The 13,839-nt window shown below is 39.1% G+C and carries 8 protein-coding genes; 6 read left to right on the top strand and 2 right to left on the bottom strand.

What is annotated here, in order from left to right:
• Positions 1-4: 4 nt before the first annotated feature.
• Positions 5-5,929 (bottom strand): RemA C-terminal-like gliding motility protein, encoded by a 5,925-nt coding sequence (locus IEV15_RS03315; protein ID WP_188361085.1) that lies wholly within the window; start codon positions 5,927-5,929, stop codon positions 5-7.
• A gap of 834 nt (positions 5,930-6,763) precedes the next feature.
• Here IEV15_RS03315 and IEV15_RS03310 point away from each other — a divergent pair.
• The 4 genes from IEV15_RS03310 (at position 6,764) to IEV15_RS03295 (ending at position 9,249) form a co-directional block, all read left to right on the top strand.
• Positions 6,764-7,432, top strand: coding sequence for a porin family protein (locus tag IEV15_RS03310; RefSeq protein ID WP_188361084.1), 669 nt, complete (start codon positions 6,764-6,766; stop codon positions 7,430-7,432).
• A gap of 198 nt (positions 7,433-7,630) precedes the next feature.
• Positions 7,631-8,113: a RidA family protein gene (locus tag IEV15_RS03305; protein WP_188361083.1), complete on the top strand. Its 483-nt coding sequence runs from the start codon at positions 7,631-7,633 to the stop codon at positions 8,111-8,113.
• Positions 8,114-8,129: 16 nt separating this feature from the next.
• On the top strand, positions 8,130-8,690 hold the full coding sequence (locus tag IEV15_RS03300) for a Crp/Fnr family transcriptional regulator (protein ID WP_188361082.1): 561 nt from the start codon (positions 8,130-8,132) through the stop codon (positions 8,688-8,690).
• A gap of 19 nt (positions 8,691-8,709) precedes the next feature.
• Entirely contained in the window at positions 8,710-9,249 is a 540-nt protein-coding gene (locus IEV15_RS03295; RefSeq protein WP_229734085.1) for a DinB family protein, read from the top strand.
• Between the two features lie 128 nt (positions 9,250-9,377).
• Here the strand turns inward: IEV15_RS03295 and IEV15_RS03290 are convergent, their stop codons facing one another.
• Positions 9,378-9,926, bottom strand: a complete 549-nt coding sequence (locus IEV15_RS03290; protein WP_188361080.1) for a GNAT family N-acetyltransferase — start codon at positions 9,924-9,926, stop codon at positions 9,378-9,380.
• 369 nt (positions 9,927-10,295) lie between these two features.
• On the opposite strand from IEV15_RS03290, the gene IEV15_RS03285 reads away from it, so the two are divergent.
• Complete coding sequence (locus IEV15_RS03285; RefSeq protein WP_188361079.1) at positions 10,296-10,766, top strand: regulatory protein RecX; 471 nt, start codon at positions 10,296-10,298, stop codon at positions 10,764-10,766.
• 506 nt (positions 10,767-11,272) lie between these two features.
• Positions 11,273-13,732 carry a RemA C-terminal-like gliding motility protein gene (locus tag IEV15_RS03280; RefSeq protein ID WP_188361078.1) on the top strand — a complete coding sequence of 820 codons (2,460 nt, stop codon included), beginning with the start codon at positions 11,273-11,275 and terminating at the stop codon, positions 13,730-13,732.
• Positions 13,733-13,839: the final 107 nt, after the last annotated feature.

Genomic DNA, 13,839 nt, shown 5'->3' with positions numbered 1-13,839 from the left:
CTCTTTAAAACTTAACCTTCCTCGTTTCCACTTGCCCATTAGCCAAAGTAATCGTTACCAACAACACCTGTTCTGCCGGTTTTAAAGCAATCACATGTTGCGACGCTGAAATGTTTTTGGCTTCATACAAACGACGACCCAATAAATCATGAACCACAACAGTGGCTAAAAATTCTTCTGAAGAAGCCACAGTCATCACATCGTTGCCATACACCCAAACCGAGTTAGAAGGCACAGTAACGTCATCAATTCCTAATGTAACATTGGTGTAACGAATTTGGAATCGCATGGTAAACGTTCCGGCAGCGGATGTAAAGGCATAAGGTGCGGTTTTCAAATTATGAATCACACCCGTAGTAAAATCTTCAATATAGATGGCTTGGTCATCAGCAAACAACCCATCCAGTTCATCAATAGCGATGGTATAGGTTCCGGCTGTAGTGATGCGAAGTCCTAAGGGAACCACATCAGACGTTTCAAACGGCAAGGCTTTCCCTTGAATGGAAAGCGATTTGCCATCCACAATACTGTATAAATTCACCGGATTATTCACGATAGAAAATCCATCATATCCCCAATCAATACCGTTGGTGGCTCCACCAAGATAACCCACTAACATTTGGTTAAAATGTCCGTTGCTACTGGTTAGGTTCAACCAATAGCGGTGTCTTTCTACTGCAGCTTCCTGCGTCACTTCAGGTTGTGCCATTCGGAAAAATTGCGTGTTGTCTGAAATCAAACGTTGGGAATTTCTGAACGTAACCGTTGCATTATTGACCAAAGCCTGAACAAAAAATCCTTGTCCGGCCACTATTTGACCGTCGGGCTTTAAGGCCGGGGTTGCTGCCAAATCATTTGGAGCATTGGTCCCTACCCCTCCGGTTAGATTCCATTTGGCGTAGTCGCCGGTTTGATAATTGCCAATTCCGGGATAGGGTGTGATGGAGGTCCAGTAATAAATGGTACCGTCAATAGTTCCATTGTTTTGCGTTAAAAAATCTTCTGCATTGATAGCACTCGGGTATGGATTGCCTAATAAATTATAATTATCAAAATTGGTATCGTCAGTATTCACCATTGTTGTAGTTGCAGTAACCAAACCGTTGTTTGGTGTTCCCGTGAAATTAAAAGTGATGGTGCGATCAGGAATTGTTATAGTATTAAACGGAGCAATATTTCGAACTCGGGTAATATAACCTTGCCCTGGTATAACTGCATCTAAAACAGCCCAGGTAGAACCTACACCCGGCACCCATTTGAATTTTTTATCGAAGTCAGTCGGAATTTGCCCAATAACATTCTCTTCCACCGGTGAACCCCAATAGATATAATCTAATCGGAACATGTTGCGGCTTCTGCGTGTCATGGTTATGTTTCCTGTGTTTATGGCATCGTCATTGTGTTGTCTTAAACTTCCTGAATTGGCGATATTTAAAGTACCCAAATTGGTTACCCCATTAAAAATATCAAAATAATCATCACTTGCAATAGTAACAACATTTCCGGAGTTGATTTGACACGCACAAGCGGTTACATCGCCATGGATAGCTGTATCATAATCAGCATCAAAAACAACATTGGTGGTAAAGCTCGGTGTTATACTTGAAGTCCAATCTATTCCGTCCCAAACAATAGTTTGTGGCTCTCGGATGACTACAGCTTCTGAAGCTACATAACAAGTTACTGTATTCTCTCTAACCTGACAATAATACTGATAGCCTTCCAATCCGGTAATGTCTGAAATTGTCAAGACATTGGTAGTTGCACCGGAATAAACCCCACCATTTGATAAAGCAGCCCAGCTCGTTTGACCGGGAATTGCCACATACCACTGGTAAAGTATAGTTGTAGCATCCACTACTCCTTCACTAGCTTCTACTTCTAAAACTACTGTTTTACATGTGGGTTCAAAAGTGGGTTGTTGGTCAATTGAAGGTGGTATTCCCTCCGTGTTGGTATATTGACCAATATTGGTATAATCCACCGGTGTTAATGCGGTCCAATCACTTGGATTCCAAGTAGTACTGGGAGCAATAATTCCTTCATTTAATCTGCGATAGGTATAATCTTTTGGCTCAATAGTAAAGTTAACATTATTGGTGTTTCCCCATAAATCCTGCCATGTCCCTCCATTATAAAGACGGACATTATCATTGTTGTTGATACCCTGAGTTGTTGAGCTGATTAAATTGGGTGTATGTCCGCCAAAATTTGAGTTCGCATCTGCTCCTCCAATCGCAATAACATAGGTACTGTTTGGAGCGACAGTCCCGGTTAAATTAATAGTGCTAGTTGCTGTAGTTGCCCCATTATTATGCGTTCGGACAGTATATCCCGACAAATTAATTGAAGTAGTTCTCGGGTTGTACAGTTCAATATACGTATGACTTCCCGAACCGTGGTCGGTTACTTCGCTAATGAATAATTCGGTTCTTACATCGGCCGTATTTCCGGCACAACCTTGAATGACATTATCGATAATCGTAAATGGCACCTCAATGGAACATCCTGTGCTATTGGTTATTGAAAAACTTCCTGAAATGGCTCCAGCCGGAACTATTACTTTTAGCACTGTTGCTGAAACTTGGGTAGTGGTTAACAAAACGCCATTATATCGAACCACTGCTCCAACATAATCATTTTGAGTGGCCGTAAGAGTCACCTCAGTGCCAACCGGACCTGATGTTGGTGTGATGCTACTCACTATTGGCGTGGCACAAACTCCGGTTCCTCTAACGGCAAACGTATAAGGATCTTCACTTCCGGTGGTGTCGTTGTTCGCAATTGAAATAATCGCATTGCGAATACCGCCTATTTGTGGTTGAAAAGTTATCGTAAAATCTAAAGACGTTGCCGAACCAATTGTTGCAGCAGCAGGTTGTGTCACTACAAAATCACCCGGATGATCACCAACAACGCTTACTAATGGAGCTCCTGTTAAATTTAAAGGGGACAACCCTAAGTTTTGAATTGTAAACGTTCTTGGCCCGTTTGTGTCAAGCAAGTCTGTTGGCCCATATAAGGTGTTGTTCAACCCAAAAGGGGCATCAAAACCATTTAAAATCGTAATATTATTTGAAATCACGTTAATCTCAGCTCCCGGAGGTCGTTGAATGTTTATGGTATAATCCTCTACTTCGGCTCCCTCATCATATTCACTGGCACAAGGTGACAAAATAATATCGGAATCATTAAAAAAGTATTGTGAAGCTATTCGCATTCGCGTAGCTCCGGGAACGGCATTTGCCGGCACATAAATACTTAACGGTGAATTGGATGTTAGTGTTTCGGGGTCATAGGTATCGCCTAAATCATATTCTTCACCGGCATCACTAAAATCGCCGTCTCGGTTCCAATCTATCCAAGCTTTGGTGTAATTTTGAAAACCAATCGTGTTCACATCTACTGTTAAATCATACGTTTGATTCAACAATACATTAGTGGAAACAGCTGTATAATTAGAATAACTAGGGGCACTTGATGAACTTTGATCAATGGTATTAAATCGGACTCTTACTATTCCCGTACCATCATCATAAGACGGACTTTGATTTGAATCACAATACACCACCCCTGTTGTTTGACAAATTTCAACACCGGTACTCCATTCTGAACCTCTTCTAACAAATATCCTGTAACAATATTCCACGTCTTGGGTTAATCCGGTTACTATCGCACTGGTTCCTGAACCTTTAAACACGACTTGATTAGGACCTGAATAAACTGAATTTGCGGTATAAGCTGAACCATCGCCTGAAGGTGTAAACACAACCGGGCCTCCTTGATTGGCCACAATTAAAGTTTCATAACATACTAAAGGCAACGGATTTGTCCAAGTGATAGTAGAGGAATTGGGTGCTATGGAAGCTCCGGTAATGGTTACATTTTGTACGCCCGTAGTGTAGGTTTGATTCCATGAACCCAACGTATTGATACCATTTGCCCAACCTGTATAGGTTTCCATATTATAAGCCACCACTTTAAATGAATATTGTTGCCCTAGTGTTAAACCCGTTACATTGGTGTTTAAAGCAGCACCTTTATAAACCAATCGGCCTAATGTGCCATAGGTTGTGGCTAAAGAATAGTTAGTATTTGCGGTATAACCGGAAGCATCGCCTGCCAGTGCAGGTGATAATGCGGGAGCTGTTGCACCTGCCAATGCAAAAACTAAATAACCGGTTGCACCTCCGGTAGCTGCATTCCATGACAAACCAACTTCAGTATTTCCGATACATCCAACTAAGCTAAGACCATTATTAGGAAACACTTTCAATCGTCCTGCATCCGAATTGACCGCAGTACAAGGAGCTGTTCCGGAAACCACGCAACGGAAATAATGCCCGTTCATGGCTAATGTGGTCGGATTAATGGTTAATGAATTTGTAGTTACACCGCTATAAGGAGCGCCATTGGTTAAATTTGAAAAACCACTTCCTGTATCAATTTGCCATTGGTAAGACAAACCTGTTCCGGTTGCAGCAACCGTAAAAGTTCTGCTTCCCGGTAAATTTATATTTTCAGGAGTTGGTTGCGTAGTAATAGTCACAGGAGTATGCACCGTAACTGCCGGCGATGCCAAAGCAGGACCCCAACACGAACCGGTTAGTGCTCGAACATATCGTGTTCCGGAAGCAGTTAATACTAAGTCGGATGATGTAGGATTCGTAGTTTCGGTTCCTATAGCAGTGGTTTGCCAATAAAAGCCTGCGGGATAACTCAAAGTAGCCGGACCACAAGACGGATTGGCTGAAACTGTTATAGAACCAGGTGGTGTTGCAGGAACCGGATTGATAGTAACCGAAACCTGCCTACGGGTAGCACTAACACACGTGCCGTTATGACCTTGAATATAAATTATGTAGGTGCCACTAACAACACCCACACCAAATGTTAGTTGTGAAGCATTTACTGTGAAATTTCCTCCCGTTGTATATTGAGCCCCTCCCGTTGAGGAATCCCAAAAGGTATATGAGGTTGCTCCAGCACCTATAATTGTAAGAGCAGTACCTTGACAACCGGATGCAGTAGGGTCATTTGTAGGCTCTGTTGGCGTTGCATTCACAACCACCGCATACGGTCCAACCGAACCGGTTGACCAACACATATCAACAGTGTTATAGGCCCGAACATAATAATTACCTGTTGCTGTAGCATTTAAAGTAGCTGCAGCATTGCTTCCCATACTGGTACCTGAAGCTGCAGTTTGCCAATAGTACACCACATTGGCAGGTGCTGTTCCCGAAAAACTCAATGTCGTAGCATCACATGCCGGAGTCGTGCCGGAAATGATACCGGTTGGATTAGCTGGTGCCGGGCAAGCTGAACCTAATGTTCCTCCAATCGCTAAGCCATAAGTTCCTGGTGTGGTAGCTGAATTAAACCCCCAACCTCCAGTTGTTGTTTGACCAGAAGCATAATACCGTAAAGTTATGGTTGTTCCATCAGGTACATTTTGAAGCTGTGGTATTCCAGTCAAATCTATCTGAGGAGAAATCAAAGGAACAGTGGGACCAGTAATTAGTAACGGAGTATTAATCAATGTAAAATTAACACCATCTAAACTATATGCAAATTGACTAGAGACTCCCGGAGAAACAAAGAAACTTGCAGTTCCAGCAAATCGAGCATCAATAGTGGATAAAGACAAAGTAAAACCGGTTGCAGCCGAAAGAGTTATCTGAAAATAATCAGTATTTGCAGTTGAAATACCATTGCTTTGAAAACCAACAGTTCGAAAAGAATTAGCTCCAGCACTTGCTGCGGCCCCTGCTCCTCTTGTAATCAAATTGGATGAATCTAAATTCCCATTATAAACTTCAGCAGCAGATGTAGCTAAAGTATTTTCACCATTAAAATCCCAAGCAGCAATCTGCCCCCAACCCAAAACGCTCGAGAACAAAGCGAGCACTAGTATTCTTAATTTCATATAGAAAAAAATATTTTATAAAACCGCTATTGGTTTTGTATTTGCTAACGCAATTTGGGGGCTACAAATATAGCACTAAATCACTAGTTTACAAGAGGCTTAAGTTAGGAAATTATTATGGTTGCATTATTGTTTTTTATGGGGCTGTGTTTACTGCCCATTGCAACAGTGGGGTTAAATTATTCGTACAAAAAAATGTAGTAGGGTTCGGGTTAAGGTGGTTGGATTGTTGGACTTTGTGTTTTGATTTACGAAACTTTTTTCGTCGCATTAAAGTCGAACTATCGTCGGAGTATCGTCGGGGTATCATCGAAGTAATGTCGAGGTATTGTCGGAGGCAAGTTGACCCAGTTAGTGTGACAAGTAGTAGTTTGACTCTTCCTGAAATAACAATACAGCTTAATGACTATCTTTTTATAGTTAAATAACCATACTTACTTTTGGTCGGCATTGTGTTGTTTGCTTTTATTTCTACCTCTGCTATTTGTTACAATCTGTCACCATTGATGGCTTATGTACGGCTTATATAGGGAGTATCTATGGCTTATCTATGGACTATCTATTAAACTGACCCGTCCTTGACCCGTCTGACCCGTCCTAAAATAACTGTAAAGCTAATTAAATACATCCTATTCCAGTTACTCAACGGTTTTCTATACAAAAAACTGAAAAAACTGCACTAAATTTCTTGATTTCAATCAACTTTTTTATCCAACACTTCCGATAATTTTGTCGAAAATAATCGGGGGCTGTAACAAAGTGTTACATATTCAGTCTTAGTAAAAGTTAAAAAAACAAACCCACAACAAGTAGTAATTTAAATCAATCAAAAAAATGACAAAAAATCTAATCACAAGTCTAGTAGTAGTGTTGCTAACAACACTTAACGTTGCTGCTCAAAAAGTAACTTTTGGAGCCAAAGCCGGTTTGAACCTGGCTACCCTAACCGGCGATATTGATGGTGTAAAAACCATTCCCGGTTATCATGTTGGTGGTATTGCCGACATTCAAATAACTGAAAAATTTTCAATCCAACCGGAACTTTTGTATTCGTTGGAAGGTGGTAAATCTTCGTTCTTCTATGAAGATGAATTTACGCTTTTCGACACCAAAGAAAGATATGAATTGGGTTATTTAAATCTTCCTGTTATGGCTAAATACCATTTTGCGGATGGCCTAAGCCTTGAAGTGGGTCCACAAATAGGCTATTTACTTCATGCCAACAGCCACTATGATGTTAACATCAATTTTGGGGATGAAATCAACATCGATGAATCCGGAAAAGAAGACATCAAAGACTTTGTTGAAAAAATAAACGTAGGCGTGAATTTTGGTTTGGGTTATCAGTTAAAAAACAATTTGTTTTTCCAAGCTCGCTATCACCTTGGTTTGACCGATATCAATAAAGATTTGCAAGAAGAGGGCTTTGAAGAAGAACCTTCAGAATCTCTAGGAAAAATTAAAAACTCGAGTTTTCAATTTAGTATTGGCTACCGATTCTAATCCTAAAAATTAGGTTTGTTTTTTCCGGTCTTGTACTGTTTCAGTACGGACCGGTTTTTTTGCTTTAAACAAATGCTTATTTTTGATAGGCTAAAGAAATGATAAATTAAAATACACCCTATAAGTCATTTATGTTTTTATATACTGAAGTTATTACAAGTCATTATAAGTTAAAAAGGCGATTTTAAAACAGCAACCATGCACCAAAATCCGAAAGAAATTTTAGCACAACTGCAACTTACATTACCCGAAGTTTCCACTCCGGGTGGCAGTTATGTTTCCGTGAATATTCGCGAACACATTGCCTATGTGGCCATTCAATTTCCTATAGTAAACGAGGTTTATTTCTATCAAGGACGATTGGGGGAAGAACTAACCACCGAGGAGGGTTATAAAGCCATGGAACTATGTGCTTTAAACGTGTTGGCTCAGGTGGATAAAAAAATTGGTTTTGACCAACTGGTAGGACTCAATCACTTGGATATCTATTTTCAATCCGGTGACCATTGGGACGATGCTCCTGTGGTAGCTAACGGTGCCAGCGATTTGTTTGTAAACGTATTGGGAAGCAAAGGGGAGCACTCACGTGCTCTATTTGGGGTACACAAATTACCCCGGAACTTTTGTGTGGGGTTGACAGCCACTTTTACGATAAAAAAAGAACATTCTCTTCAGCAATAGGTAATAAAAAAGCACGATGGAAGCAATTATAGCACTTTCTGAAAAAACCATAACCTTGGAACGAAATGAATATCTAAAGGTAAAAGGCAGTATTGACACGAATGTTTATTTTGTGGAAAGCGGCAGTTTACGTGTCTTTATTTTGGATGATTTTGAAGAGCAAACCATCCGATTTGGCTATAAAGACAATTTGATTGCTTCGCTGGACTCTTTTTTGACCGGTAAACCTTCTGATTTTTTTATTCAAGCCCTAAAAAAAACGGTGGTGCGAATCATTACTAAAAAGCAATTGGACCAATTTTTAAAAGAAGGCGACAATGCTACGCTGTGGATTCAAATTATGGAAAGCTTAGTGGTGCAGCAAATGGAACGGGAAATTGATTTGTTGACCAACTCACCTAAAGAACGCTACCAACGGGTGTTAAAGAGAAGTCCGCAACTGTTTCAGGAAATTCCAAGTCGCTACATCGCCAACTACCTGCGAATGAGTGCTGAAACGCTGTCACGTTTAAAAAAAATCTTGACGCCAATCAAGATTTTTACCCTTTGTTTTTTTGAACTTTGTTGCAAATACTGAAAACATGGAATCTGAAAAAATGCTACAAGTACTTATCGAGCAAACGCGTAAAAACAGTAACCACGCGGAGCAACTTAAAAACTACGACTTGGCTACTTTAACTTGGAAAGACCATCCCGACTCGTGGAACATTTTGGAATGTTTGGAGCATTTGAATTTGTATGGTGCTTTTTATTTACCCCAAATTGAGCACAAAATTAAAACAGCCACTTCACATGGCGAACCTGAATTCACTAGTAGCTTTTTAGGCGACTACTTTGCAAAAAGCATGTTGCCGAAAGAAAAAATGGTTAAAATGAAAACTTTTAAAAGTAAAAATCCGATTCGTACCCAATTGGACAAAAAGGTGATTGACCAATTCTTACTACAGCAACTGCAGCTTCTTGACTTGTTGAACCAATCGAGGAATGTTAGCTTGAACGCGGTAAAGATTACAACCACCCTTTCCTTTCTTACCCTTAAATTGGGCGATACCTTTCGTTTTTTAATCAATCACAATGTACGGCATTTGCATCAAGTGGATGGGGTTTTGGCTAAAATGGAAATGACTAGGCGGTAGTCATTAACCTGCTCGTGTAGGGTTGGGGGTATTCATTTAGCCAAGGATATAACGGATTATTGCGGATGGTCACGGATTTATGTTATATAACCTATTACTACCCTTTTTCAAAATCAATTGGGTTCCATTTATTGGACTCCATCGTTTTTTAGTAGGGCATAAATGTCAATACTTATAAACTTTCCATCTTTTATTTCGCAGTCTTTCATTGTTCCTTCGTGGTTAAACGCCAGTTTTTGCATGGCTTTTTTGCACTTGAAATTTTCGGTTTCTACAAATCCTTCAATTCGGTGTAGGTCTAAGTGGTCAAAACCATATTGGCAAAGTAGCGGTAGGATTTCGGTCATGATGCCTTGACCCCAAAAGTCTTTCAGTAGCCAAAATCCAATTTCTGCTTTTTTATGTTCTTTGCTGCGATTGTTAAATCCGCCACCACCATAAAAAGTTTGATTGTCTAACGAACAAATGGCCCACCATATGCCGGTTTCATTTGCTTCTAAATCGGCAAAGAACTGCAGTTGCTCTTTTGTTTCTTCGAGGGTTTTAAAACTTATGCCGTAGTATTGTATCACCTCCGGATCTGATAATCCTTTGAAAATAGCCGACAAGTCGCTTTCGACAAATTGTCGGAGTACAAATTTTTCTGTTTGTAGTATGGGAAAATTGTGGCTTGCCATTTTCTTATTTTCTGCTTTTTGTGTTGTTCGATTGCATTTAGCAATTCAAATATAATAAAAGTGCGATAGCATTTCATTATTTCCATTTACACAAAATCTTTTGGACACTATTTTATTTCTCCGGCATCTCTTTTAGTTCTACCACTCTAAAATTTTCCTCTAAATCAACAATACCTCCTTTTGTTTTGTTGGTTGTTGAGCGGTTGCTTCTTTTGTTAGAAAAAGAAAGGTAAGCACTACTAAAACAAAAGGTTTCATGAGCGTCTTTATTTCAAAAAGGTGATAGTGCTTGACAAATGGTACATGGAATGAAAATTGCGGTACCTATTTAAATAAATGTATTTTTGCAACACCACACGATGGTTTGTTATGGATAAAAACTTTTCTTATTCGGATTGCGTTAAAAAACTGGAATACTACTGTTCCTACCAAGAGCGGTGCCATCAGGAAGTAACCCAAAAACTTCGGGCATTGCCGTTGACCACCCTCCAGCAAGATGAAATTGTAGTACACTTACTGCAACACAACTTTTTGAACGAAGAACGGTTTGCCCATACGTTTGCCATCAGTAAGTTCCATCAAAAAAAATGGGGTAAAATCCGCATTCTAAACGAATTGAAACAACGCCACCTAAACGAGCGGTTAATCCAAAGTGCGTTAAAAACCCTCCCGGTTGAAGAATACCATGACACCTTTGAGCAACTCGCCGAAAGAATCTGGGAAACCACTACAGAACGCAATGCCGTAAAAAAATTCAAGAAGTGTTGCGACTACCTCCTCCGCAAAGGTTGGGAATCAGATTTGGTATATGCTAAGGTAAAATCGCTTTCGGGGAAATAGATTGGGGAAGGATTATTGGATTTTTAGATTATTAGATTGTTTGATTATTCAATTTTTAATCCGTAGCTGACGGGCAGGTTACACCTATTTTTTTCAATTCTTTAGATTCTTTTGGTTCTTTAGATTCTTTATTATCAACTATTTATTTACAATCTCGTAACAAAAAAACATCGACCAACTACCTTTTTTTACATCCACTATGGTACTTTTTTCGTAATTCTCTATTAAAAATAAAAATATCCTAGGGATGTGTGAATTAAATTTACAAAATTTTGTTAAATCCGTAACATAGTGTGTATTTTGTCGATTATTTTGGTTTTATCTTAAACCATTTTGAAAATCGTTAAAAAAAACACAACAAGATGCACAAAAAAACGCATTTAATCGATTTTCTATGTTGTATATCGAAAAAAATAGGCATCTCACATTTTTGTACTGAATTTTGTCTCTCCAAATCCAACCCTATAACGTTTTCAATTATTTAATAATGAAAAACTTAACGAATCATGCGTACAAAATTACTACTTATTATTTCTCTGTTAAGTACCTTAAGCGTACTTAGTCAGAGTATTGGAGATTATCGAACTAAAGGTGCCGGCCCCGTTGCTTGGAATAATGCAAACAGTTGGCAAGTATACAATGGAACAACTTGGGAAGATGCAATAGACTACCCTGGTCAAAATGAAGGCAATTATGACGTTGAAATAGCGTCAGATCACACCATTACATTACCATCTAGTACTGGTTTTAATGTTTTTATGCCTTATCAATTTGGTACCTTAACAATAAATGGTCAATTGTATTTATCACCAAACCAAAACGTTTATGTAAATGCTTCTGCCACGGTAGTTACGGAAAATGAAGGTTCCATTTATTTTCAAGGAAATGCGGATTTACGATTTCCTGCTAATATGCCAATTTCAGTATTCCCGTATGGTTTGCTACCCCCTGATGGAAACTGTAACGCTTCTAAAAGAGTTTACATAGGAACGATATTGTTTTCAACCTGTAACGGTAATGGTCCTGGTGACCCTATATCCTTTCTAGAATTAATGGAAGCTAATGGTTCTTTAATTAGTGTAATTAATGCGACTTTTGCAGATTGTAATGCCGCTGCTTTTACTGCCGACTTACTACCAAGTTATGTAGGATTGGCCGGAACCAATACAAGCTTTTCATGGATAGTTACAGAACCGGATCTAAACGAAGTTACTTCTACCGCTAATCCGTTTAGTGTGGATCTTAACAAAGAGGGTGTGTATCAATTCCGTTTAACCTATGTTACCTATTATAACAATACTTCCTATACTCATACTCGAGTAGTGGAATATGATAATAAGCTTACTACATGGGATGGCGATTGGACTAATGGAATTCCTGACCTTAACACGAGAGTGGTAATTGCAGAAGATTATTCAGCAGGTTCATTTAGCAGTTGTTTTTTAAAAATAAACAATGGGGCTACTCTTACTATCAATCCCGACAACTATGTAGAAGTTGCAGGCAGTATTGATAACCAAGGGGCTATCATTGTAGAAAGCGAGGGGAGCTTAGTGCAAAATGATGATGCATCGTCTTTCTCAGGAAACAACATCACTGTTAAAAGAACAACGCGTCCGATGCGAAGAAGTGATTATGTATATTGGGGATCACCGGTTCAGGAAAATGTACTGACTCAAATTCCAACAGTATTTGATAAAAAATTCAGATGGCAAGCGGGAGCCAGTTATAACTGGTTTGACTTGACAACAACTACACCAACTCCCGGTAATGGATTCATCACCAGAGTGCGTAATATTGCTCCTTACAACACAACGGCTACACCTATTACGTTTACTTTCTCCGGAAAGCCTAACAATGGAGAGGTAACTGTACCTGTTTCTTTTGTCAATGCTGAAACAACTAATTACGGAAATTATAATTTAATAGCTAATCCCTATCCAAGTGGTATTGATGCAGAGGCATTTATCATTGCTAATACAGATGTTTTATCAGGAACTATCTATTTTTGGACTTCCTTATCGGCCTATACTTTAGCTACTCAATATACGGCTATGGATTATGCGAGCTGGAATCTAAGTGGAGCTAGTACGCCTCCGTCTAGTGATCCGGAGAACGAAGATTTAAATCCAAGAGGCACAATTGCTTCCGCTCAAGGAATGTTTGTTCAAGCGAAAGCTAACGGCACGGTTACGTTCAGCAACACCATGCGTGAAATTGATAACAACGACCAATTTTTCAGAACGGAAAATTCTGCTGAAAGAAGTCAAGCTATCAACATTGAAAGACAAAAGAATCGTTTGTGGTTATTGCTGTCAAACAACAATGGTGTCTTCAGAAACATGATGGTTGGTTATATTGAAGGTGCTACCAACAACTTTGAAGATACGTTTGACGGTGTAAGTTTTACATCGAATCCTATCGATTTTTACAGCGTATTGAACGATAAAAACTTAGTAATTCAAGGTAGAGCACTTCCGTTTAATAACTCTGATGTCATCACCCTTGGCTACAAAACAACGCAAGCCGGACAATACACTATTCAAATCAATGGCGTTGATGGGTTTTTCAGTAAAGGATTTCCTGTCTATATCCATGACAAAACAACGAACACCTACCACAACATAAGAAGTGCATCATACAGCTTTACCACAGCAGCAGGCACCTTTAACAACCGATTTGAATTGGTTTTTGATAATGAAGACACTACTTACGGCAAAAATGAAATGAGCCAAAATGAGGTGCTGGTTTATGGTGCGGACCAATCTATCTATGTTACTTCAAAAGAAATAAAAATAAAAGCAATTGAAGTGTATGATATTTTAGGAAAACAGTTGTTTTTAAATACAATGGTGGATGCCAATGAATTTGTTACGCCGATACATACAACTACTACTTCTTTTTTAATTGTAAAAACAACATTAGAAAACAATACAACAAGTACGAAAAAAATCATATTCCAATAACATTACCATTTCTACAACCCTAACACAAAAACTGACCGCAATTGAAAAATTGCGGTTTTTTTATGTTATTTATTAAGTGACATCCTACTTCAACAATTGTTAAAATA

This window comes from Flavobacterium orientale (assembly GCF_014638005.1).
Lineage (GTDB): Bacteria > Bacteroidota > Bacteroidia > Flavobacteriales > Flavobacteriaceae > Flavobacterium > Flavobacterium orientale.
Note: the sequence above shows the minus strand (reverse complement) of the source record. Positions and strands in the feature narration are given on the sequence as shown.